The sequence below is a fragment of the Pseudomonas sp. KBN12P06040 genome, from assembly GCF_037574965.1.
Classification (GTDB): Bacteria; Pseudomonadota; Gammaproteobacteria; order Pseudomonadales; family Pseudomonadaceae; genus Pseudomonas; species Pseudomonas aeruginosa.
In genome coordinates this window covers 217,555-237,785 of the sequence record NZ_JBBELS010000001.1, presented here as the reverse complement: position 1 = coordinate 237,785, position 20,231 = coordinate 217,555, and the positions used below count along the sequence as shown (strand labels likewise).

General features: G+C 67.3%; 17 protein-coding genes. 2 read left to right on the top strand and 15 right to left on the bottom strand.

Annotation, left to right across the window (positions count from 1 at the left end; translation table 11 throughout):
- Window position 1 precedes the first annotated feature (1 nt).
- Window positions 2–829, top strand: coding sequence for a biofilm formation regulator diguanylate cyclase SiaD (gene siaD / locus VQ067_RS01085; protein ID WP_003083910.1), 828 nt, complete (start codon window positions 2–4; stop codon window positions 827–829).
- 6 nt (window positions 830–835) lie between these two features.
- On the opposite strand, the gene VQ067_RS01080 is transcribed toward siaD, so the two are convergent.
- From VQ067_RS01080 to VQ067_RS01060, 5 genes are all read right to left on the bottom strand, one after another.
- Window positions 836–1,426, bottom strand: coding sequence for an IMPACT family protein (locus VQ067_RS01080; RefSeq protein WP_003102213.1), 591 nt, complete (start codon window positions 1,424–1,426; stop codon window positions 836–838).
- A gap of 5 nt (window positions 1,427–1,431) precedes the next feature.
- On the bottom strand, window positions 1,432–2,097 hold the full coding sequence (locus tag VQ067_RS01075) for a TetR/AcrR family transcriptional regulator (protein WP_003083903.1): 666 nt from the start codon (window positions 2,095–2,097) through the stop codon (window positions 1,432–1,434).
- 92 nt (window positions 2,098–2,189) lie between these two features.
- Window positions 2,190–3,596, bottom strand: a complete 1,407-nt coding sequence (locus VQ067_RS01070; RefSeq protein WP_003083900.1) for a uracil-xanthine permease family protein — start codon at window positions 3,594–3,596, stop codon at window positions 2,190–2,192.
- A gap of 241 nt (window positions 3,597–3,837) precedes the next feature.
- Window positions 3,838–4,674 carry an outer membrane protein OmpK gene (locus VQ067_RS01065; protein ID WP_003102209.1) on the bottom strand — a complete coding sequence of 279 codons (837 nt, stop codon included), beginning with the start codon at window positions 4,672–4,674 and terminating at the stop codon, window positions 3,838–3,840.
- Between the two features lie 671 nt (window positions 4,675–5,345).
- Window positions 5,346–6,962: a gamma-glutamyltransferase family protein gene (locus VQ067_RS01060; protein ID WP_003102206.1), complete on the bottom strand. Its 1,617-nt coding sequence runs from the start codon at window positions 6,960–6,962 to the stop codon at window positions 5,346–5,348.
- A 77-nt stretch (window positions 6,963–7,039) separates the two neighbouring features.
- On the opposite strand from VQ067_RS01060, the gene VQ067_RS01055 reads away from it, so the two are divergent.
- Window positions 7,040–7,837, top strand: a complete 798-nt coding sequence (locus VQ067_RS01055) for an AraC family transcriptional regulator (RefSeq protein WP_003083886.1) — start codon at window positions 7,040–7,042, stop codon at window positions 7,835–7,837.
- A gap of 28 nt (window positions 7,838–7,865) precedes the next feature.
- Here VQ067_RS01055 and VQ067_RS01050 read toward each other — a convergent pair whose 3' ends face one another.
- The 10 genes from VQ067_RS01050 to pcaQ all read right to left on the bottom strand — a co-directional run bounded on the left by VQ067_RS01050 (window position 7,866) and on the right by pcaQ (window position 20,073).
- Window positions 7,866–9,200, bottom strand: a complete 1,335-nt coding sequence (locus VQ067_RS01050; RefSeq protein WP_003102204.1) for an OprD family porin — start codon at window positions 9,198–9,200, stop codon at window positions 7,866–7,868.
- A gap of 586 nt (window positions 9,201–9,786) precedes the next feature.
- Window positions 9,787–9,972 (bottom strand): hypothetical protein, encoded by a 186-nt coding sequence (locus tag VQ067_RS01045; RefSeq protein ID WP_003083879.1) that lies wholly within the window; start codon window positions 9,970–9,972, stop codon window positions 9,787–9,789.
- A 115-nt stretch (window positions 9,973–10,087) separates the two neighbouring features.
- Window positions 10,088–11,026 (bottom strand): LysR family transcriptional regulator, encoded by a 939-nt coding sequence (locus VQ067_RS01040; RefSeq protein WP_003083876.1) that lies wholly within the window; start codon window positions 11,024–11,026, stop codon window positions 10,088–10,090.
- Between the two features lie 198 nt (window positions 11,027–11,224).
- Window positions 11,225–14,272, bottom strand: coding sequence for a triclosan efflux RND transporter permease subunit TriC (gene triC / locus VQ067_RS01035; protein WP_003083874.1), 3,048 nt, complete (start codon window positions 14,270–14,272; stop codon window positions 11,225–11,227).
- Window positions 14,269–15,339, bottom strand: coding sequence for a triclosan efflux RND transporter adaptor protein TriB (gene triB / locus VQ067_RS01030; RefSeq protein WP_003083872.1), 1,071 nt, complete (start codon window positions 15,337–15,339; stop codon window positions 14,269–14,271). Before triB ends, triC begins: the two co-directional genes overlap by 4 nt.
- A complete protein-coding gene (triA, locus tag VQ067_RS01025) occupies window positions 15,336–16,487 on the bottom strand; it encodes a triclosan efflux RND transporter adaptor protein TriA (RefSeq protein ID WP_024946948.1) in 1,152 nt (383 codons plus the stop codon). Before triA ends, triB begins: the two co-directional genes overlap by 4 nt.
- A gap of 152 nt (window positions 16,488–16,639) precedes the next feature.
- The gene (locus tag VQ067_RS01020) at window positions 16,640–17,479 is read right to left on the bottom strand and encodes an IclR family transcriptional regulator domain-containing protein (protein ID WP_003083866.1); all 840 of its coding nucleotides are present in this window, start codon (window positions 17,477–17,479) and stop codon (window positions 16,640–16,642) included.
- Between the two features lie 206 nt (window positions 17,480–17,685).
- Window positions 17,686–18,291, bottom strand: a complete 606-nt coding sequence (pcaG, locus tag VQ067_RS01015; protein ID WP_003137038.1) for a protocatechuate 3,4-dioxygenase subunit alpha — start codon at window positions 18,289–18,291, stop codon at window positions 17,686–17,688.
- Between the two features lie 10 nt (window positions 18,292–18,301).
- Window positions 18,302–19,021: a protocatechuate 3,4-dioxygenase subunit beta gene (gene pcaH / locus VQ067_RS01010; protein ID WP_003102187.1), complete on the bottom strand. Its 720-nt coding sequence runs from the start codon at window positions 19,019–19,021 to the stop codon at window positions 18,302–18,304.
- 134 nt (window positions 19,022–19,155) lie between these two features.
- Complete coding sequence (pcaQ, locus tag VQ067_RS01005; protein ID WP_003083859.1) at window positions 19,156–20,073, bottom strand: pca operon transcription factor PcaQ; 918 nt, start codon at window positions 20,071–20,073, stop codon at window positions 19,156–19,158.
- Window positions 20,074–20,231: the final 158 nt, after the last annotated feature.

Sequence of the window (20,231 nt, the reverse complement as noted above, 5' to 3'; positions counted from 1 at the left end):
GATGAGCCGCGAACGCGAACTGGACGCCTGGATCGACGGCCTGCTGGCCGATCCGCAGTTCCACGGGCATCCGCTGCACCAGGCGCTGGCCCGCCTGCGCCAGCAATCGCTGGAGCAACTGGTGCGGCTGGAGCGCATCGCCCGGATCTCCGACGGTTTCCAGTCGATGGCGCGGGAGCAGAACCTGTCGCTGTCCGAGCGCTACCACAAGCAACTGCGGCGCCTGGAAAAGGTGGCGCGGATCTCCGACCGCTACCAGCAGATGATGCGCGACCTCAACCTGGCGCTGAAGGAAGCCTCGATCCGCGACCCGCTGACCGGCCTGCCCAACCGACGCATGCTGCTGGAGCGCCTCAGGGAGGAGAACGAACGCTCCCAGCGCCACGGCCAGAGCTACGTGCTGGCGATGCTCGACGTGGACTTCTTCAAGCAGGTCAACGATACCTGGGGCCACGACAGCGGCGACCGGGTGCTGGTGGAAATCGCCCGGGCCATGGAGTCCGAGCTGCGCGAATACGACCTCTGCGGCCGCTGGGGCGGCGAGGAATTCCTCCTGCTGCTGCCGCAGACCCGCCTGCAGGACGCCGGCCCGGTACTCGAGCGGGTGCGCGACAGCGTACGGACCCTGGCGGTACGCGTCGGCACCGAGGCGCTGAGCGTCACCGCCAGCGTCGGCGTCACCGAACACCGCATCGGCGAAACCTATTCGCAGACCGTCAATCGCGCCGACGCCGCACTGCTCGACGCCAAGCGCAGCGGCCGCGACAAATGCGTGTTCGCCGCGCTCCCGCCGCTTCCTGCCCCTTCCCGCCCGGCTCCAGCGCGCTGAGCCTCCTCAGGCGTCCAGCCGCTGCGGCCGCACCTGGCCTCGGCTGAGGTCCACCAGCAGCGCCTGAAGCGCCTCGAAGCGCGCCACCGGCAACTCCAGGGTCAGGACGACGCCGTCGGCGCCGTAGTCTTCCGCCGCCACGCTGGCGCCCAGCGCCAGGCTGCGCGCCTTGAGCAGCGCGTGGTCGGCGAAGGCACAGGCGAAACGCACCCGGCAGCGCTCGACCAGCTCGCTGCGCGGCGCCTGCTGCAGGCACTTGGCCGCGCCGCCGCCATAGGCGCGGGCGAGGCCGCCGGTGCCGAGCTTGATGCCACCGAACCAGCGGCTGACCAGCACCGCCACGCAGTCCATGTCCTGTCCCTCGATGGCCGCCAGGATCGGCCGCCCGGCGCTGCCGCCGGGTTCGCCGTCGTCGCTGAAGCGGTACTGCGCGCCGCACTTCCAGGCCCAGCAGTTGTGTCCGGCGGAAGCGTCGCGGTGGGCGGCGATGAACGCCTGCGCCTCGTCCTCGTCGGCTACCGGCGCGGCGATGGTGTGGAAGCGGCTCTTGCGGATTTCCTCGCGGTATTCGGCGAGGCCTTGCAGGGTGCTCGGCATCGCGTTCAGGCCGCCGGCGGGGTCAGTCCGCAGCCCTTGAGGATGATCCGCACCAGGTTGTCGGCGGCGGCGGCGAAGTCCTGCCTGGACATGCGCTTGCGGCCGGTGACCAGGCCGATCTGGCTGGCGAAGTCGGCGTAGTGCTGGGTGCTGCCCCAGAGCAGGAAGATCAGGTGCACGGGATCCACCGGGTCCATCCGGCCGGCGGCGATCCAGGCCTCGAATACCGCGGCGCGGCCGCGGAACCAGCTGCGGTAGTCCTGGTTGAAATGCGCGGTGAGGCACTCGCCGCCGCTGATGATCTCCATGGCGAAGATCCGCGAGGCCAGCGGGTAGCGGCGGGAGAACTCCATCTTGGCGCGGATGTAGCGGGCCAGCGCCTCGGCCGGATCGTCGTCGACGCCGAGGGTGTTGAAGGTACTGTCCCAGAGTTCGAGGATGTTGCTCAGCACCGCCGTGTAGAGGCCCAGCTTGTTGCCGAAGTAGTAGTGCAGGTTGGCCTTGGGCAGGCCGACGTTCTGCGCGATGGTGTTCATGCTGGTGCCCTTGAAGCCGTGGCGGGCGAACTCCTCCTCGGCCGCGGCGAGGATCGCCTCCTCGTTCTTCTGGCGGATGCGCCCGGCCGGCTTGTCGCGGGCGGCCGGGTCGTGGGCGGGCACTGTCAGGGTCATGCGCAGGTTTCCATCGGCGTGATCCCCGCGTTGATACCCCAGCCCGGCCGCGGGACACAAGCCAGGGGCGGAAAAATTTGCAAACGCCCGTATCAACCCAGCGGCTTGCGCCAGCGCGCCAGGGCGCCGCCCTTCGCGCTGGCTTGCGCCGCTTCGGCAACGCGCTCCTCGGGCAGCAGCAGGTTGAGCAGGATGGCGGTGATGCCGCCGCTGGTGATCGCCGAGTCGAACAGGGTCTTCACCACCGCCGGCATCTGGTCGAGCAGAGTCGGCTGCGCGGCCACGCCGAGGCCGACGCCGAACGAGGCGGCGATGATCAGCACGCTGCGGCGGTCCATCGCGGTCTGGCCGAGAATGCGGATGCCGGCGGCGGCGACGCTGCCGAACATCACCAGGGTGGCGCCGCCGAGCACCGGCTTGGGGATCTGCTGGAGGATCGCGCCGATCCAGGGGAACAGGCCGAGCGCCAGCAACACGCCGCCGATATAGATCCCGACGTGCCGGCTGGCCACCCCGGTGAGCTGGATCACCCCGTTGTTCTGCGCGAAGGTGGTGTTCGGGAAGGCGCTGAAGGTGGCTGCCAGCAGGCAACTGACGCCGTCGCCGAGCACCCCGCCGCGCAACCGCTGCAGGTACGCCGGCCCCTCCAGGGGCTGCCGCGAGAGCATGCAGTTGGCGGTCAGGTCGCCGACCGTCTCGATGCTGCTGATCAGGTAGATCAGCGCCACCGGCAGGAAGGCCATCCAGTCGAAGGCGAAGCCGAAGCGGAACGGCTGCGGCAGGCTGACCAGCGGCAGCTCGGGCAACGCCCGCGGAACGAACAGGCCGGTCGCCCAGGCCGCCAGGGTACCCAGCGCCAGGCCGATGACGATGGCGGCCAGGCGCAGCCAGGGCAGGCGCGAGCGGTTCAGCAGGACGATGCTCAGCAGCACCAGCGCGCCCAGCGCGAGATTGGCCGGTGCGCCGAAGTCCGTGGCCCCGGCTCCGCCGCCGAGGTCGGTGATGCCGACCTTGATCAGGCTGACGCCGATCAGGGTGATGACGATGCCGGTGACCAGCGGCGTGATCACCCGGCGAAGATGGCCGAGGAACCGACTGAGGACGATCTGCACGAAGGCGCCGAAGAAGCACACGCCGAAGATCATCGCGAGGATCTCCTCGGGACCGCCGCCGCGCTGCTTCACCAGCATCCCGGCGGCCAGCACGGCGCCGAGGAAGGCGAAGCTGGTGCCTTGCAGGCAGATCATCCCGGCGCCGATGCCGAACGGCCGGCGCGCCTGGATCAGGGTGCCGGCGCCGGAAACCATCAGCGCCATGCTGATCAGGTATGGCAGGTGCTCGCCGAGGCCGAGCAGCGAGCCGATCACCAGCGGCGGAGTGACGATACCGACGAAGCTGGCCAGCACGTGCTGTAGCGCGGCAAGGAAGGCGGGAAGCGGGCGCGGCCGGTCGTCGAGGCCGTAGATGAGGTCGTTGGGGCGCTGGTCTTCGCTATGCATCGGGCCGTCTCAAGTGGCGCTCCTCGGACAGGAGGAGGATGCACGGCTTCTGCAAAAAGCTGTCCAGGTGATCAGCTTATTCCTGCCGCTCAGGCTGCAAGGCGCGCCCGGCGTGGGTCGAGCGAACAACGGGAGGCAAACGCAAGGACGACGAAGGCGACCGTCGCGCACCGTGCCGATGCACGGCGCGCAATGACGGGGCGCGCTGGCGGGGCCCGGCCGGCAGCCCCGCGCGACGGACTCAGAAGTGGTACTTGACCAGGAAGCTTGCGGTGTTCTGGTCGGTGGTGAAGTACTGCGAGTCCTTCACACCGTACTTGTCGGACCAGTAGTCGTACTCCAGGCCCACGTACAGGTGCTTAGGCTCGTAGCCGAGGGCCTTGCCCAGGTCGTACTTGACCTGTGGGTTGAAGTGCAGGTTGGCGTGATAGTCGCTCTGGTTGCGGCGGCTGGTGCTGGCGCTCTTGTTGTTGATCACCCAGTCCATGTAGCCGTCGATGAGGATGTCGGAGTTGCCCACCGGAATGGTGTAGGACCACACCGGGGTGATCTGCCAGGCGCCGGCGCGCACGCGGTTGCCGTCGGGCTTGCGGTAGTAGAAGTTGAGCTGGAAGTAGTCGAAGCCGGGGATCGCCAGGTCGAAGCCCGGGCCGAGCAGGTAGGCCTCGGTGTCGCCTTCGCCGAACTCGTAGGTGCCGGCCAGCAGCACGTCCTTCACCGGGCCGAAGGAGAGGTCCGCTCCGGTGAGCTTGCCGAAGCTCAGGCGCGGAGTGATCTCGCCGTAGTAGGTGTTCTTGCCGTTGCTGGCGTCTTCCTTGCCGTTGTAGTTGATCTGGTCGAAGAAGATGAACAGGTCGCCCCAGGTCCAGCCGCTGGCATGTTCCAGGGTGAAGGTCTGCTGGATCGGCGGGTTGATCTTGAAGTTCTTGCCGTAGAGGTAGGTCAGGCTCTCGTTGTGCCAGAGCAGCGGCCCCGAGTCGGTCTCGTGGGTCGGCGTCATGTCATGGTCTTCGGCGACAGCCTGGCCTGCGGCCAGTAGCCCCCCGGCTAGCATCACGGTGGCGAGTGTGCGGCTCATTGAAACGCTCCTGGAGTGAATAGCTTTTCTTCTCGTGGGCGAACCTGTCCGAGCGGTCAGGCCTCGCCATGGATAGCAAGAACGAAGCCAAGACGGCGCGGGCGCTTCGCCGGGTTTCCTGCGGCGAAGGGAACGCCTGTTTTTTCAGTGTTTTGGACAAAGGCGGCGAAATGCCTCTAACCTCTCTACGACGGCAAAAACCTGACCCCAAGGACAGTTTTTGCCTTCCACTGGTGCGTGGTCGGGAGGGGCGTGCTCGACTTTGGGTTGGCAGCGCGAAGAAAACTGGATACACAAAAACGATTTGTGACAAAAAGAATCAGCAGACTTTTGTACACAAAACACTGCGTGGTCTTTCTACACATCACCGCCCCGGCGTTCGGGCGAGAAGCGGCGCGGATGATGCCAGAGACGGCGGGCGGAATTCATCCCCGAATGGGGTTTTTCGTCGGGTTTCAGGACGCCCGGACGTAAATTCGCCAGGGCCTGGGAGACTCCGGTGGCATGACATCCAGAAGGCGCTCTCGATGTTGCGTAGCGGAGCGCGCTCGAGTACGGGTCGCCTGGCAGCCTATGCCTGCCGGGACTTCTTGCTTCGCCATCCGCAGGGCGGATACGCCTTGGGCATTATCCGCCGGACAGGTCTCCCCGCCTCACCCACATGGGTCCCCTCACCACACCGCGATCTGCGAATCGGTGCGCGGCTCGGTGCCGCCACAGAGCACGCCGCTGGCCGGGTCGCGCAGGACGATCTGGCCGCGCCCGTAGCTGGTCGAGTCGTAGGCGATCTCCACCTGGTGCCCACGCTGCGCCAGCTCCGCCGCCAGCGCGCGCGGCGCGGCATGTTCGATGCCGACGCGCAGCCCGCCCAGCCACTGCCAGCGCGGCGCGTCGAGGGCAGCCTGGGGGTTGAGGCCGAAGTCCACCAGGTTCATCACCATCTGCACGTGGCCCTGCGGCTGCATATAGGCGCCCATCACGCCGAACGGGCCGAGCGGCACGCCGTCCTTGCTGAGGAAACCGGGAATGATGGTGTGGAAGGTCTGCTTGCCCGGCTCCAGGCAATTCACGTGGTCCGGATCGAGGCTGAACTCGGCGCCGCGGTTCTGCAAGGCGATGCCGGTGCCGGGCACCACCACGCCGGAGCCGAAGCCGTGGTAGTTGCTCTGGATGAACGAGACCAGGTTGCCCTCCTCGTCGCCACAGGCCAGGTACACCGTGCCGCCCGGCCTCGGCTGGCCGGGGCTGGGATCGAGCGCGCGCTCGCCGATCAGCGCACGGCGGCTGGCGGCGTAGTCCTCGTGCAGCAGTTCCTCGACCGAGACCCGCATCGACTGCGGCTGGCTGATGTAGTGCAGCCCGTCGACGTACGCCAGCTTCATCGCCTCCAGTTGGCGATGCCAGGTCCGCGCGCAGTCGCGCTCGCCGAATTCGAAGCCCTTGAGGATGTTCAGGGTCATCAGGGCGATCAGGCCCTGGCCGCTCGGCGGAATCTCCCAGACGTCATAGCCACGGTAGTTCAGCGAGATCGGTTCGACCCACTTCGCCTGGTAGCCGGCCAGGTCCTCCGCGCGCAGGTAGCCGCCGCTGCGCTCGGCGTGGCCGACGATGGCCCTGGCCAGCTCGCCGCGATAGAAGCTTTCGCACTGGCTGCGCGCCAGCTCGTCCAGGGTGTCGGCCTGGCCCGGCTGGCGGAACACCTCGCCGGCGCGCGGCGCCCGGCCGTCGATGAGGAACTCGTCGAACCAGGCCCGCAGCTCGGGTCGCTGCGGCAACGCCGCGCGGAACTTGTCCAGGCCGCTCTGCCACAGGCGGGCGATCACCGGCGAGACCGGAAAGCCATCGCGAGCCAGCTCGATCGCCGGCCGCAGCAGTTGTTCGAACGGCAATTTGCCGAAGCGCCGCGACAGTTCGCCCCAGGCCGCCGGACAGCCCGGCACGGTGACCGGCGTCCAGCCGTACAGCGGCATCCGCTCGTGGCCGGCGGCGCGCACCCGCTCGCGATCGAGCAGGCCCGGCGCGCGCCCGCTGGCGTCCAGGCCGTGCAGGCGTCCGCGGGTCCAGACCAGGGCGAAGGCATCGCCGCCAATCCCGCAGCCGGTCGGCTCGACCACCGTCAGCGCGGCGGCGGTGGCGATCGCCGCGTCGATGGCATTGCCGCCACGGCGCAATATCTCCAGCCCGACCTGCGCCGCCTGCGGCTGCGAGGTGGCGACCATGCCGCGGCGGGCATGGACCGGCGAACGTTGCGAGGCGTAGGGAAGCGCGTGGGCGGAGAAGTCGAGCATCGGCGTGGGCTCCGGGAAACTTGAGGCGGCAGGTTAGCCCTGCCAGACTCTGCCGACTAGCGACACGACGCCAAGTCATGACGATGAACGGACAGCCTGCGGAACTGCACCGCCCGATTCCCACCCTCGCCCGCCTGCCACGGCCGGTCTACGCGCGCGCCGAAAGCCTGCGCGCCGGCTCCTGGACCTCGCGCCACCGGCACGCCTGGGTACAGCTTTCCTACGCCATCAGCGGCGTGCTCGGCGTACATACCGCCGAGGGCAGCTTCTTCGCCCCGCCGCAGCGGGCGATCTGGATTCCGGCGCAGCTGGAACACGAGGTGGTCACCTCCACCCGCGCCGAGATGCGCAGCCTGTACATCCGTGGCGACGCCTGCGCCTGGGCGCCGACGCGTTGCCGGGTGCTGGAGGTGACGCCGCTGGCGCGCGAGCTGATCAAGAGTTTCTGCGAGTTGCCGGTGGACTACCCGGAGGGCGACAGCGCCGAGTCGCGACTGGTGCAGGTGCTGCTGGACCAGCTACGCCTGCTGCCGGAGGTCGCCTTCTCCCTGCCGATGCCGCGCGAGCCGCGCCTGCTGCGGCTGTGCCAGGCACTGATCGACGAACCGACCCAGAGCCTGACCATGGGCGACTGGGCGCAGCGCCTGGGCACCTCGGAAAAGACCCTGTCGCGCCTGTTCCAGCGCGAGACCGGGATGAACTACCGGCTCTGGCGCCAACGCCAGCGCCTGCTCGCCTCGCTCAACGCGCTGGAAGCCGGCGACAGCGTCACCGGCGCCGCCCTGGACAGCGGCTACGACTCGACCTCGGCCTACATCGCCGCCTTCAAGGGACTCTTCGGCTTCACTCCCGGCGAACTGTTCCGCCAGCGCTGAGCCCGGCGAAGGGCCCAGCGCGCGGGGCTCAGAACACGTCGATGGGATAGTCGACGATCACCCGGTATTCGTCGATGTCGTTGTCCACCGCGCTGTAGCCGCCGGTGCCGCGGTGGGTGGCCCAGCGCAGGCGTAGCGAGAGGTCCTTGGCCGGACCGCCCTGGACCACGTACTGCAGGTCGAGGTCGCGTTCCCAGTGCTTGGCGTTCTTGCCGTCGGCGCTGTACCAGCCGCCGTAGCCGGGGCTGTCCGGATCGACCCGGGTCAGGTCCAGCTTGCCGCGCGAGTACGAGGCCGAGGCGCTCAGGCCGGGTAGGCCGAGGGCGACGAAGTCGTAGTCGTATTGCAGCTTCCAGGACTTCTCGTTGGGACCGTTGAAGTCGGAATACTGCTGCGAGTTGTCGAGGAAGATGCTGTCGCCCTGGTTGATGTAGTCGAACGGCGTGTTGCCGTTGACCTTCTGCAGCACCGCGGTGACGGTGTGCTGCCTGTAGCCGACCGCGAAATGCAGGCTGTAGGTGTTGTTGTCGATCCGGCCGAGCAACGAGTCGCCGCTGTCGACGGTCTTGTAGTAGTGCGCGCCGGGGTTCAGCGACCAGTTGTCGTCGATCTCGTAGGTGTAGTCGACGTCGGCGTAGTACTGCTTCCAGACGTTCTGCAGTTCGGCGGCGTACAGGCTGCTGGTGAAGCCCTCGATGCCGCCCCAGGTGCCGCCCAGCCAGCTGAGATGATGGCTGTCGCGGTCGCCCGGCAGTTCGCCGTAGTACGAGCCGAGGCGACGGTGGCCACTCTGGTTGTAGTACTTGGTGAAACTGACCTGGCCAGCCGTGAGGGTCAGGTCCTCGAAACTGTTGTTGGTCAGGCTCACACCGCGGAAGGTCTGCGGCAGCATGCGCGACTCGCCGCCGGCGACCACCGGGTTGCTGAGGAACTGGTCGCCCAGCTTCAGCTCGGTGTCGAAGGCGCGGATCTTCAGCGCCGCCCCGCCACTGGAGAACTCATCGGGCGCCTTGCCGGACTCGTAGCCTTCCTTGCTCGGCGCGGTGATCGGCAGGATGCTGGTGCCGCCGGTACCGCCGCCGCCGTCGAGCTTCAGCCCGAGCATGCCGTAGGCGTCGACGCCGAAGCCGACCACGCCGGGCGTGTAGCCGGACTGAAAGGTGGCGATGAAGCCTTGCGCCCATTCCTTGCTGTCGTGCCCGGAAGCGTGCCGGCGGTCATGGTTGAAGTAGTAGTTGCGGGTCAGCAATTGGAGGCTGGAGCCTTCGATGAAGCCTTCTTTGGCTTCCCCCTCATCGGCCCAGGCGGCGGACGCGGTGCACAGCGCCAGCGCCATCGGCGTCAAGGCGAACAGATTCCTCATTGCGGTTGCTCCTTCTTACAGCGTGGTGAAATCCGGCAAGGCCGGAAAGCGTGTTGTGGTGTCGTTCCCGGCGACGCTTCTGCTGGCGTCGCGCGGGCGATCGCTCCCATGGGGCGCCCAGCCGGGCGCAACCCGAAAAAAAAGGCCGCTGGTATCAGCGGCCTTGAGAAGACGTCGAATAGGAGCAATCAAAGTTCGGCGTCGGGAAGTCTTGCCAGTGTATTTCCGGACACTGGAAACCGGTTGGAACACAGTCGGACTCTTCTATTGAAAGTCTCTTCGACTCATCGGGCTTTAGGCTTTCCACGTCCCGCTCTTGCATGGCGAGATCGATGAAGACAGAACGAATATCGTCGACAGCCAGCGACAATTATCCATTGAGCTGGCGCGATTATATTTTTTTGCCACTATCGGAAAAACCCGATATCCAACGAAAGTCTTTTACATATTCTGCAAGAATTCTCCGAACGGTCAGAAAGGCAAAAAAAACGCCGCATATCATATGCGGCGCAAGGACAGGGTACCCAGGCTCACGCTTCCCGAGTACCCGGGGGAAGCCATGGCGCGGCTGGCGCCATGCGCTAGATCAGGAGTCGCTGCGGGCCCCGGCCTGCGCGGCGGAGGCGGAAAGTTCCTGCTGGTGCTCGATGGCCTGCTGGTTGGCGTCGACCATGCGGTTGGTCATCAGCGAGGACTCTTCGGCGAAACCGGCCTGGGAAAATGCGAGGGAAAACAAACTGAGTATGGCGGCAGCAAGGATCTGGCGATTCATGGCGGGTCTCCGATGACACCCTGTTCACTTGGGACAGGCGCCATATTAGTTAACCGCCATGCTCGGAAAAATAGCCAAACAGACGAGAGAGTATTACCTCAATAACAACAATCCTTCACTGTGCCCAGTAACTTGAACTTTGCATGGTGGTTTCGTCGCGGGCGAATGCCTGGGGAAGTTCCTGTTGCAACAGATCGACCCAGGTGCGGATCTTCGCGTCCAGGTAACGCCGCGAGGGATACAGCGCATAGATGGTCCGCTCGTGCATGGCATGGCCGGGCAACACCCGTAGCAGCTCGCCGTTGCGCAGCGCCGCGGCCGCCACGTAGCTGGGCAGCAGGGCGATGCCGAGGTCGGCCTTGGCCGCCTGGGCCATGACCTCGGCGACATTGACCATGAAGGTGTTCTGCGGGCTGACGGTGCGCTCGCCCTGCTCGTCGGCGAAGATCCAGCCCTCCGGGTAGGCCGGGTCCTGCAGGCGCAGGCAGACGTGGCGCTCCAGGTCGTCCACCGAGCGCGGCACGCCGTGCTGTTGCAGGTAGCCGGGACTGGCGCAGAGCACGCTGTGGATGCTGCCCAGGCGCTGGGCGACGAACTCCGAGTCGGGCAACTGGCGCTCGCCGGTGATCAGCACGTCCTGGCCTTCCTCGAGCATGTCCGGGTTGCGCTGGGACAGGGTCAGCTCGATCACCACGTCGGGGAACAGTGCGCCGTAGCGGGCGATCATCGGCACCAGGTGATGCTGGCCCATGCCCATCAGCGACTGCACGCGCAAGCGGCCGCAGGGGCGGATGTGCGCGCCGGCGGCTTCGGCCTCAGCGACCTCGATGTCCTCGAGGATCCCACGGCACCGCTCCAGGTAGCGCTCGCCGGCCTCGGTCAGGGCCAGGCGCCGGGTGGTGCGGTGCAGCAGGCGCGTCTGCAGGTGCGCCTCCAGGTCGGAGATCAGCCGCGATACCTGCGCGGTGGACAGGTCCAGGGCCTGGGCGGCGGAAGTGAAGCTGCCGCTGTCCACCACCCTGGCGAACACGCGCATGCCTTGCAATGTGTCCACTATTACCTCGGTTGCAAAACAGATTCGTAAATTGGTCGGATTTTCCCTGGCGCCGGGCTGCCTATACTGGCCGCCGTCGCCGTAGCAACGCCGGGCATACCCTGCCCGGCGTCGGGGCGGATGGCCCACCCGCCGTCCGCTCTCCTTCCCCCCGCACAGACTCTGCTACGGCGGCGCCCCCTTCCCCTTCCGCCGCGCTCAGCGTCCCGGTTCCGGAATCCGGTACCAGGCGACGTACAGCGCCGGCAGGAAGATCAGCGTGAGCAGCGTGGCGGCAACGATGCCGCCGATCATCGCATAGGCCATCGGCCCCCAGAACACTTCGCGGGCGATGGGGATCATCCCCAGGCTGGCCGCCGCCGCCGTCAGCAGGATCGGCCGGGTGCGGTGGTGGGTGGCTTCCAGCACGGCCTCCCAGGGCGTCTTGCCGTCCTTCTCGAAGGCATCGATCTGGGTCACCAGGATCACCGAGTTGCGGATGATGATGCCGATCAGCGCGAGAATCCCGAGGATCGCCACGAAGCCCATCGGCGTGCCGGTCGGCAGCAACGCCGCGACCACCCCGATCAGCCCCAGCGGCGCGACGCTGGCCACCAGGAACAGCTTCTGCACGCTCTGCAACTGGATCATCAGGAAGGTCGCCATGAGGAACAGCATCAGCGGCACCACCTTGGCGATCGGGCCCTCGGCCTTGCCGCTCTCCTCCACCGTGCCGCCCACTTCGATCCGGTAGTTCGCCGGCAGGCCGTCGGCGAAGCGCTTGACCTCCGGCGCCAGCCGGGCGACCAGGTCGGTGGGCTGGATCTCGCCGCGCAGCGACGCCTTCACCGTGATCGTCGGCTTGCGGTCGCGGCGCCACACCAGCGGCTGCTCCAGCTCGTAGCTGACCTTGGCGAACGCCTTGAGCGGGATCGAGGTGCCGCTGGGCGTGACGATCTGCAGGCTCTCCAGGGTCTCCAGCGAGCCGCGCTCGCTATCCTCGGCGCGGCCGATGACGTTCACCAGGTAGATGTCGTCGCGCACCTGGGTCACCGCGCTGCCGGTCACCACGCTGTTCATGATCTGCGCCACGTCCTCGGAGGACAGCCCGAGCTGGCGCGCCTTGTCCTGGGCGATGTCGATCTTGAGCATCTTCCCGGGCTCGTTCCAGTCGTAGACGATATCGCCGATGTTCGGGTTGCCGTCGAGCACGCCGGCCAGGCCCATGGCGTACTCGCGGACCTTGTCGATCTGCGGTCCGCTGACCCGGTACTGGATCGGCCGTCCCACCGGCGGCCCCATCTCCAGCGGCTGCACGTAGGTGCTGATGCCGACATAGTCCTTGCGCAAGCGATCGCGCAGGCGCGCGGCGACGCGCTCGCGGGCCTCCAAGTCCTTGGTGACGATCACCAGTTGGCCATAGAAGTTGTTCTGCAACTGCTGGTCCAGCGGCAGGTAGAAGCGGATCGCGCCTTCGCCGACGTAGGCGCTCCAGTGGTCGATGTCCTCGTCATCCTTCAGCGTCGCTTCCAGGCGGTCCATCACCGCCCTGGTCTCGTGGATGCTGCTGTTCTGCGGCAGGTTGAGGTCGACCAGCAGTTCCGGACGGTCGGAAGACGGGAAGAACTGGTGCTGGACGAACTTCATCAGGAACAGCGACACGCCGAACAGCAGCGCGGTGAGGAAGATGGTCGTCCAGCGCCGGCGCATCGCCAGGTGCAGCAGGCTGTCGAAACGCTCGGCGATGCGGCCCTTCTTCTGCTCCGACTTGTGCTTGAGAGTCTTCGGCAGGATGTGCACGGCGATCACCGGGGCGAACAGCACCGCGACGATCCACGACAGCAGCAGGGCCACGGCGATCACCGCGAACAGGGTGAAGGTGTACTCGCCGGCGGAGCTGGCGTTGAGCCCGATGGGCACGAAGCCGGCCACCGTCACCAGGGTCCCGGTGAGCATCGGGAAGGCCGTCGAGGTGTAGGCGTAGGTCGCCGAGTCGTGCAGCGAGTCGCCCAGTTCGAGGCGCGTGATCATCATCTCCACGGTGATCATGGCATCGTCCACCAGCAGGCCGAGGGCGATGATCAGCGCGCCGAGGGAAACCCGCTGCATGGTGATGTCGGTGTATTCCATGAACACGAAGACCATCGCCAGCACCAGCGGGATCGAGCAGGCCACCACCAGCCCGGCGCGCAGGCCGAGGCTGACGAAGCTGACGATGAGGACGATCACCACCGCCTCGAACAGCGCCTGGGTGAAACCGCCGACCGCCTTCTTCACCACCTGGGCCTGGTTCGACACCTGGTGCACGCCGACCCCGACCGGCAGTTCGCCGGTGATCTCCTGCATGCGCGCATTGAGCGCCTCGCCGAACTCGAGGATATTGCCGCCCTCCTTCATCGCCACCGCCAGGCCGATGGCCGGCTCGCCCTTGTAGCGGAACAGCGAGGTCGGCGGGTCGACGAAATCGCGGCTGATGCTGGCCAGGTCGGACAGCCGGTAGAAACGATCGTTGACCCGCAGGTTGACCGCCTGCAGGTCCTTTTCCGAACGGAAGTTGCCGGAGGTGCGCACCGAGATGCGCTCGGGGCCGGCCTCGACTACGCCGGACGGGGTCACCGCGTTCTGCGCTTGCAGGCTCTGCACGACCTGGCGCTGGTCGAGACCGAGGGCGGCCAGCTTGCGGGTGGAGAAGTTGAGGTAGATGACCTCGTTCTGCGCACCGATCATCTGCACCTTGCCCAGGTCTTTCACCGAGCGGATGTCCAGGCGCACCTTCTCCACGTAGTCGCGCAGCTGGCGGAAGTCCAGGCCGTCGGCGGTGAAGGCGTAGACGCTGCCGAACACGTCGCCGAACTCGTCGTTGAAACCCGGTCCCTGGATGCCCTGGGGGAATTCCCCCTGGATGTCGGAGATCTTCTTGCGCACCTGGTACCAGATATCCGGGATGTCGCCGGCCTTGGTGGTGTCCTTGAGGTAGACGAAGACCGTCGATTCGCCGGGTCGCGTGTAGCTCTTCACGTAATCTAGCGAGTCCAGCTCCTCGAGCTTCTTCTCGATGCGGTCGGTGACCTGCTCCAGGGTGTCGTCCACCGTGGCGCCCGGCCAGCGGGTCTGGATGACCATGGTCTTGATGGCGAACGAGGGATCCTCCTCGCGCCCCAGGTTGAGGTAGGAGAACACGCCCATCACCAGCGATACCGCCATCAGGTACCAGACCAGGGACTGGTGGCGCAGGGCCCAGTCCGACAGGTTGAAACCGCCCTTCATCGCGCATCCTCGTCGAGTTTGATCTTCTGGCCGGGCTTGAGGCTGTTGACTCCGGCGCGGACCACCCGGTCGCCGTCGGCCAGGCCCTGTCCGATCACCACCTGGCGTTCGTCGCGGCTGAGCACCTGTACCTCGCGCAGGGCCACGCTGGACTGTTTCCCATCGACGACCCAGACCTGGGTCTTGCCGTCGCGCTCCAGCAGCACGCTGGCCGGCAGCACACTGCGCACGCTACCGGCGCTGCTCAGCTGGACCTGGATGGTCGAGCCGAGGCGGAACGCCTCCGGCGTCTGCGCCAGGCTCAGGCGCACGCGACGGGTGCGGGTCGAGGCGTCGGCCTGCGGACCCAGCTCGCGGATGCTGCCGGTGGTCCTGGCCTGCGGGTCGAGCTGGGCGCTGACCAGGAAGCGCGCGTCGGCCGGCAGGCTCTCGGCGACCTCGGTGGGCAGGTCGAAGACCGCCTCGCGCACCTCGGGCCGGGCCAGGGTGACCACCGCCTGGCCGGCGCTGACCACTTGCCCGGCCTCGGCGTGCCAGGTGGTGATGACGCCGTCGAAATCGGTCACCAGGCGCGTGTAGGAAAGCTGGTCCCTGGCCTGCTGCACCGCCGCTTTGGCCTGGTCGAAGCTGGCCTGGCTGGTCTTCAGGCGGGTCCGCGCATCGTCCAGGCGCGCCTGGGCGGTGACGCTGCGGGCGAACAGTTCTTCCTGGCGCCGGGCATTGGCCTGGGCGTCGATCAACTGCGCCTCGGCGCTGGCCAGGTCGCCCTGGCTGGCGCGCAACTGGTTCTGCTGGTCGGTGGGGTCGAGGGTCGCCAGCAGCGCGCCCTTGCCGACGAAGTCACCGACGTCGAACAGGCGCGAGGCGATCCGTCCGTTGGTGCGGAAGCCGAGCACGCTCTCGTAGCGCGCCTGGATGCTCCCCGCGAAGCGACCGAGGTCGTCGTTCTTCAGGGTCTTCACGGTCACCGTCAGCACCGGCCGCGGCGGTGCCGGCGGCGGCTCGTCGCCGCAGCCGGAGAGGAGCAGGGCGAAGCCGAACAGGCCGGCGAGGGAAAACGGCTTCATGGCTGGCCTCCGCCCACGGCGTCGCGGCTGGCGGTGCTCTGGGTCGGCTGCGGCGGCTGGGCCACCTCGACCACCTGGCCCGGATGGAGCAGTTGGCCGCCCACCGTGACCACTGTCTGGCCCGCCTCCAGGCCACCGTCGATGACCACCTTCTCGCTGGCGTAGCGTGCCACCCGCACCGGTTGCAGACGCGCCTTGCCTTGCTGGTCGAGCAACCAGACCGCCGGCTGCTCGCCGACCTTGGACAGCGCCGACCAAGGCAGCACCACGCTGTGCTCGGCCGGCGCGGCGACGCTGGCGTTGACCACGCTGCCGAGGCTCATTTCCGCCGGCACCGAGTCGAGGCCGACCTTGACCTTCAGCGTACCGCTGCGCTCGTCCACCGTCGGGGTGATCTCGCGGACCTTGCCGCTGGCGGTGACTTCCGGCTTGCCGAGCAGGCTGACGGTGATCCGCTGGCCGTCGACATCGTGGCTGAACAACGACTCGTAGACGTTGAACACCGCGTCGCGCTCGCCGTCGCGGGCCAGGGTGAAGATCGGCACGGTGGCCTGCACCACCTGGCCGACCTCGGCCTGGCGGGCGGTGATGACCCCGGCGTCGGAGGCACGCAGCTCGGTATAGGAAAGCAGGTCGCGAGCGTTGGCCAACTGCGCCTGGGCGGCCTTCAGCGAACTCTGCGCGCTGCGCACCGAGGCCAGCGCCTGGTCGTACTCGCTCTGGCTGGTGTAGCCCTTGGGCAGCAGCGCCTTCTGCCGCTGGTAGTTGAGGTCGGCGAGCTTCGACTGCGCCTGCTGCGCAGCGACCGCCGCCTGGGCGTTCTCCACGTTGCTGCGCTGGTCCTGCGGGTCGAGCCGCGCCAGCACCTGGCCAGCCGCGACGTGGTCGCCGACATCGACCAGGCGCTCGACGATCTTGCCGCCGACACGGAACGACTGGTCGGCCTGTACCCGTGCCTGGATGTCGCCGGTGATCGAGGTGGCCGAGGCGAACTCGGCCATCTTCACCGTCTGCGCCAGCACACGGACGTGTTCCTCGGCGGGCGGCTCGGCGCCGCAACCGACAAGCAGGCTGGCGCACAGGATGGCGGGCAGCGCCATCCGCGACCAGCGACCTTTGGAATGAAAAGCGCCTCTGGCGTCTGACATGCCTTCCCCTTCGCGATCCATACAGATACCGGCCGATCCGGCCGGAAACTCCCAGAATTGGCAGGGATTCTAGCCGCGTCCCCAAGGATTGCGACTATCAGATGGAAGCGGGGGTTCCTTTTCCAAACTTGTGGAGGGGATCGCCTCCGGCGTCAGGTGAACAGACGCGCGCTCAGCTCGCGGCTGGCCTCCAGCAGCAACGGCAGGAAGCGACTTTCCAGTTCGGCGCGGGAGACCCGCCCGGCATGGGTGCCGACGTTCAACGCGGCGAGCACGTGGCCGGCGGAGTCGCGTACCGGCACCGCCAGCGAGCGCAGGCCGACTTCCAGCTCCTGGTCGACGATGCACCAGCCCTGGCGACGAATCTCCACCAGGCACGGCAGCAGGGTCTCGGGGGTATACAGGGTACGGCTGGTCTTGGCCTGCATCTCCACTCCGCCGAAGTAGGCGTGCAGCGCGTCGTCGTCCAGCGCGGCGAGGAGGATGCGGCCCATCGAGGTGCAATAGGCGGGCAGCCGGCTGCCGACGTTGAGGTCCACCGAAATCAGCCGCTGGGGAGTGGCCGAACGGGCGATGTAGAGCACGTCGTCACCCTCCAGGGTGGCCATCGAGCAGGCTTCGTGGAGCTGTTCGCTGAGGCGGTCGAGGATCGGCTGCGCAGTGATCGCCAGCGGCGTCGACGACAGGTAGGCGTGACCGAGGGTGAGCACCTTCGGCAACAGCGAGTAGGTGCGCCCGTCGGTGGTGGCGTAGCCAAGCTGCATCAGCGTGTGCAGGCAGCGACGCACGGCGGCGCGGGGTATCTCGGTGCGGTGGCTGATCTGGGCGATGGTCAGGTGCCGCTTGCGCTCCTGGAACGCATGGATCACCGCCAGGCCACGGGCCAGCGAGGTCATGAAGTTGGGATCGCCGGTGAAGGCCTCGATGCGCTTGGCTGGCGAAAGGACGGTCGGCGGCGCCAGGGTGGCGGGGTGTTCCGGGAGTTCGCTCATGGACGTTCGGGCTCGGGTCACGGAAAGGCTCGCCGATTATCGGACACTCGTTCGATCATCGCAATTGACCGGAGCGCCTCCGACTGTAGTACTGTCGGGGCTACCCATCGCCCTCCGGGAGTAATGTCAGGTACCCATCGGCGGGTTCTGGGTACGCCCTTGCCGCTCCGGCAAGGGCGCCCTTCCTTCCCGCGCGATCGATGCACCTAGAAGTCGAAGAACACCGTCTCGTTGTCGCCCTGGATGCGGATGTCGAAACGGTAGGCGAGCTGTCCGTCCACTTCGCAGCGCCGCGCGAGCAGGGTGTCGCGACGCGGCGCCTGCTCGATCAGGTTGAGCACCGGACAGGCGGCGTTGGCCTCGGTCTCGTCATCGAAGTACAGCCGGGTCTGCAAGTGGATGTTGATGCCGCGGGCGAACAGCGAGACGTTGATGTGCGGCGCCATCGGCACGCCCTGGGCGTTACGCACCACCCCCGGCTTGACCGTGTGCAGGGTCCACTCGCCGGCATCGAAGGTGGTGGCGGTGCGGCCGAAGCTGTTGAACGGTCGCTCCGGATCGTAGCGCTCCTGGTAGCGGCCTTCGCTGTCGGCCTGCCAGAACTCCAGGAACGAGTCGCGCACCAGGTGGCCGTTGCCGTCGTAGACGTGGCCGAGCAGGAGGATGTGCTGGCCCGGCGCGCCTTCGCGGGCCATGCGGTTCCAGATCTCCAGGTCGCGGGTCGGGTTGCCGGCGGCGGCCAGCGCCAGGCCGATGTGGACGTAGGGACCGGCGGTCTGGGAAGGGGTTTCCCGCAGCAGTTCGTGGCTCATGGTCGGCTCCTCAGGCGTTCTCGAAGAAGGTCTTGCGCTGCCCGCGCAGGACGATGTCGAAGCGGTAGGCCAGGCAATCCATCGGGTTGGCCATGCTCATGTCGAGCCGGCCGATCAGGCTCTGCGCCGCCTCCGGGTCGGCAAGAGTGCGGATGATCGGGCACTTGGGGATCAGCGGGTCGCCCTCGAAGTACATCTGGGTGACCAGCCGCGCGGCGATCGCCGGGCCGCTGACGGACACGTGGATGTGCGCCGGACGCCAGTCGTTGGGGCCGTTGCGCCAGGGATAGGGCCCGGGCTTGATGGTGCGGAAGTAATAGTGGCCCTCGCTGTCGGTGAGGGTCCGGCCGACGCCGCCGAAGTTCGGGTCGAGCGGCGCCAGGTAGCGGTCGTTCTTGTGCCGGTAGCGCCCGCCGGCGTTGGCCTGCCACATCTCCACCAGGGTGTGCGGGACCGGCTTGCCGTACTGGTCGAAGACCCGGCCGAACATGATGATGCGCTCGCCCTGGGGCAGGCCGCCGTGGTCGAAGTTGAGCAGCAGGTCGTTGTCGTGACGGCCGAGCCTGAGGTGGGAGAAGTCCGGCCCGCTGGTTTCCGAGAGCGATTGCGGGATGCTCACCAGTGCCTGGCTCGGCGAGCGCGGCACGGAGGTCTTGTAGTCGGGGGTCAAGGCTTTGGGGTGCCAGTTTCGGTCACGGATGACGAAACGACGGCTTTCGGCGTCGTGCATGTCGGGCTCCTGTTATTCGCGTTATCGGTCGCCAGGCTTGTGGATTCAGGCATGGAAAACGAAGTCTTGCGCAGGAGGCGGGGCGGGGACAGTGAATTATCCGGCCCCATACATAACCATTTGGTTATGCTTTATCAGTGCAACTCGGCGGCCACCTCGCGCAACACCGCGCTGAACCATTGCGCCCCCAGTGGCAACGGCAAGGCCGCGTTGTGGCACAGCCCGACCGAACCGCCCGGTTCGCGGATACCCAGGTCCAGCTCGGCCAGCTCGCCATTGCCGACGTCCAGGCGCACGGCATCGCGCGGCGCCACCCAGATCGCCTCGCTGCGCAACACATAGCTGCGGCTGAGGGTCGGCGAGAGGGTTTCCAGGCGCTGTCCGGCGAGCGGGATGCCCCATTGCACGAACAGGCTGTCGGCGTGGCGGCGGATGGTGGTGCCGGCCAGCGGCAGCACCAGTGGGAATTCGGCCAGCCGCTGCAGGTCGCCGAGGGGCGCGGCGAGCAAGGGGTGGCCGGGACGCACCACCAGCATCATCGACTCGCTGTACAGGTGCTCGAAGGTCAGGCCCTGGATGTCCGGGCTATCGGTCATCCGCCCGACCACCAGGTCCAGCTCGCCGACCTTCAGTTGCGCCAGCAGGTAGGCGCTGGGTCCGGTGGCGACGCTGACCACCAGCGCGCCGTGGCGCCGGTGCAGGCGCCGGATCACCTCGGGCACCACCAGGCTCTCCACCGTCGACAGCACGCCGACCCGCACCGTCTCGACCTGCGCCTCGTGGCCGCGCAGGGTGTTCACCCCGTCGCGCAGGGCCTGCACGCAGGGGCCGGCATAGCGCAGGAAGGTCACCCCCGCCTCGGTCAGCTCGGCGCCGGCCTTGCTCCGTTCGAACAGCCGCGCGCCGAGGATTTCCTCCAGTTCCTTGAGGGTCTTGGAGATCGCCGGCTGCGACACCGCCACGGCGTCCGCCGCCTTGGCGAAGCTGCGCTGGCGGGCGACTTCGAGGAAGCAGGCGAGGTGGCGGAACTTGATGCGGTTGTCGAGGTTCATGGGGTGGCCGTGGCGGCGAGTGGTGCGGGCATGGTACCCAACGGGCGGGTTGGGAACGAGGTGTGGCGTGCGGCGAGGTCGTGCCAGGCGGTACTCCGCCTTCCTTTCCCCAAAGGGAGAAGGCACTGGATGGCGGAACGACTCACGTGCCGGGCAAT

What these genes read in the sequence shown, in the direction of transcription:
- siaD (WP_003083910.1), top strand. Translation starts at nt 2, where the DNA reads ATGAGCCGCGAACGCGAACTGGACGCCTGGATCGACGGCCTGCTGGCC.
- VQ067_RS01080 (WP_003102213.1), bottom strand. Translation starts at nt 1,426, where the DNA reads ATGCCGAGCACCCTGCAAGGCCTCGCCGAATACCGCGAGGAAATCCGC.
- VQ067_RS01075 (WP_003083903.1), bottom strand. Translation starts at nt 2,097, where the DNA reads ATGACCCTGACAGTGCCCGCCCACGACCCGGCCGCCCGCGACAAGCCG.
- VQ067_RS01070 (WP_003083900.1), bottom strand. Translation starts at nt 3,596, where the DNA reads ATGCATAGCGAAGACCAGCGCCCCAACGACCTCATCTACGGCCTCGAC.
- VQ067_RS01065 (WP_003102209.1), bottom strand. Translation starts at nt 4,674, where the DNA reads ATGAGCCGCACACTCGCCACCGTGATGCTAGCCGGGGGGCTACTGGCC.
- VQ067_RS01060 (WP_003102206.1), bottom strand. Translation starts at nt 6,962, where the DNA reads ATGCTCGACTTCTCCGCCCACGCGCTTCCCTACGCCTCGCAACGTTCG.
- VQ067_RS01055 (WP_003083886.1), top strand. Translation starts at nt 7,040, where the DNA reads ATGACGATGAACGGACAGCCTGCGGAACTGCACCGCCCGATTCCCACC.
- VQ067_RS01050 (WP_003102204.1), bottom strand. Translation starts at nt 9,200, where the DNA reads ATGAGGAATCTGTTCGCCTTGACGCCGATGGCGCTGGCGCTGTGCACC.
- VQ067_RS01045 (WP_003083879.1), bottom strand. Translation starts at nt 9,972, where the DNA reads ATGAATCGCCAGATCCTTGCTGCCGCCATACTCAGTTTGTTTTCCCTC.
- triC (WP_003083874.1), bottom strand. Translation starts at nt 14,272, where the DNA reads ATGAAGGGCGGTTTCAACCTGTCGGACTGGGCCCTGCGCCACCAGTCC.
- triB (WP_003083872.1), bottom strand. Translation starts at nt 15,339, where the DNA reads ATGAAGCCGTTTTCCCTCGCCGGCCTGTTCGGCTTCGCCCTGCTCCTC.
- triA (WP_024946948.1), bottom strand. Translation starts at nt 16,487, where the DNA reads ATGTCAGACGCCAGAGGCGCTTTTCATTCCAAAGGTCGCTGGTCGCGG.
- VQ067_RS01020 (WP_003083866.1), bottom strand. Translation starts at nt 17,479, where the DNA reads ATGAGCGAACTCCCGGAACACCCCGCCACCCTGGCGCCGCCGACCGTC.
- pcaG (WP_003137038.1), bottom strand. Translation starts at nt 18,291, where the DNA reads ATGAGCCACGAACTGCTGCGGGAAACCCCTTCCCAGACCGCCGGTCCC.
- pcaH (WP_003102187.1), bottom strand. Translation starts at nt 19,021, where the DNA reads ATGCACGACGCCGAAAGCCGTCGTTTCGTCATCCGTGACCGAAACTGG.
- pcaQ (WP_003083859.1), bottom strand. Translation starts at nt 20,073, where the DNA reads ATGAACCTCGACAACCGCATCAAGTTCCGCCACCTCGCCTGCTTCCTC.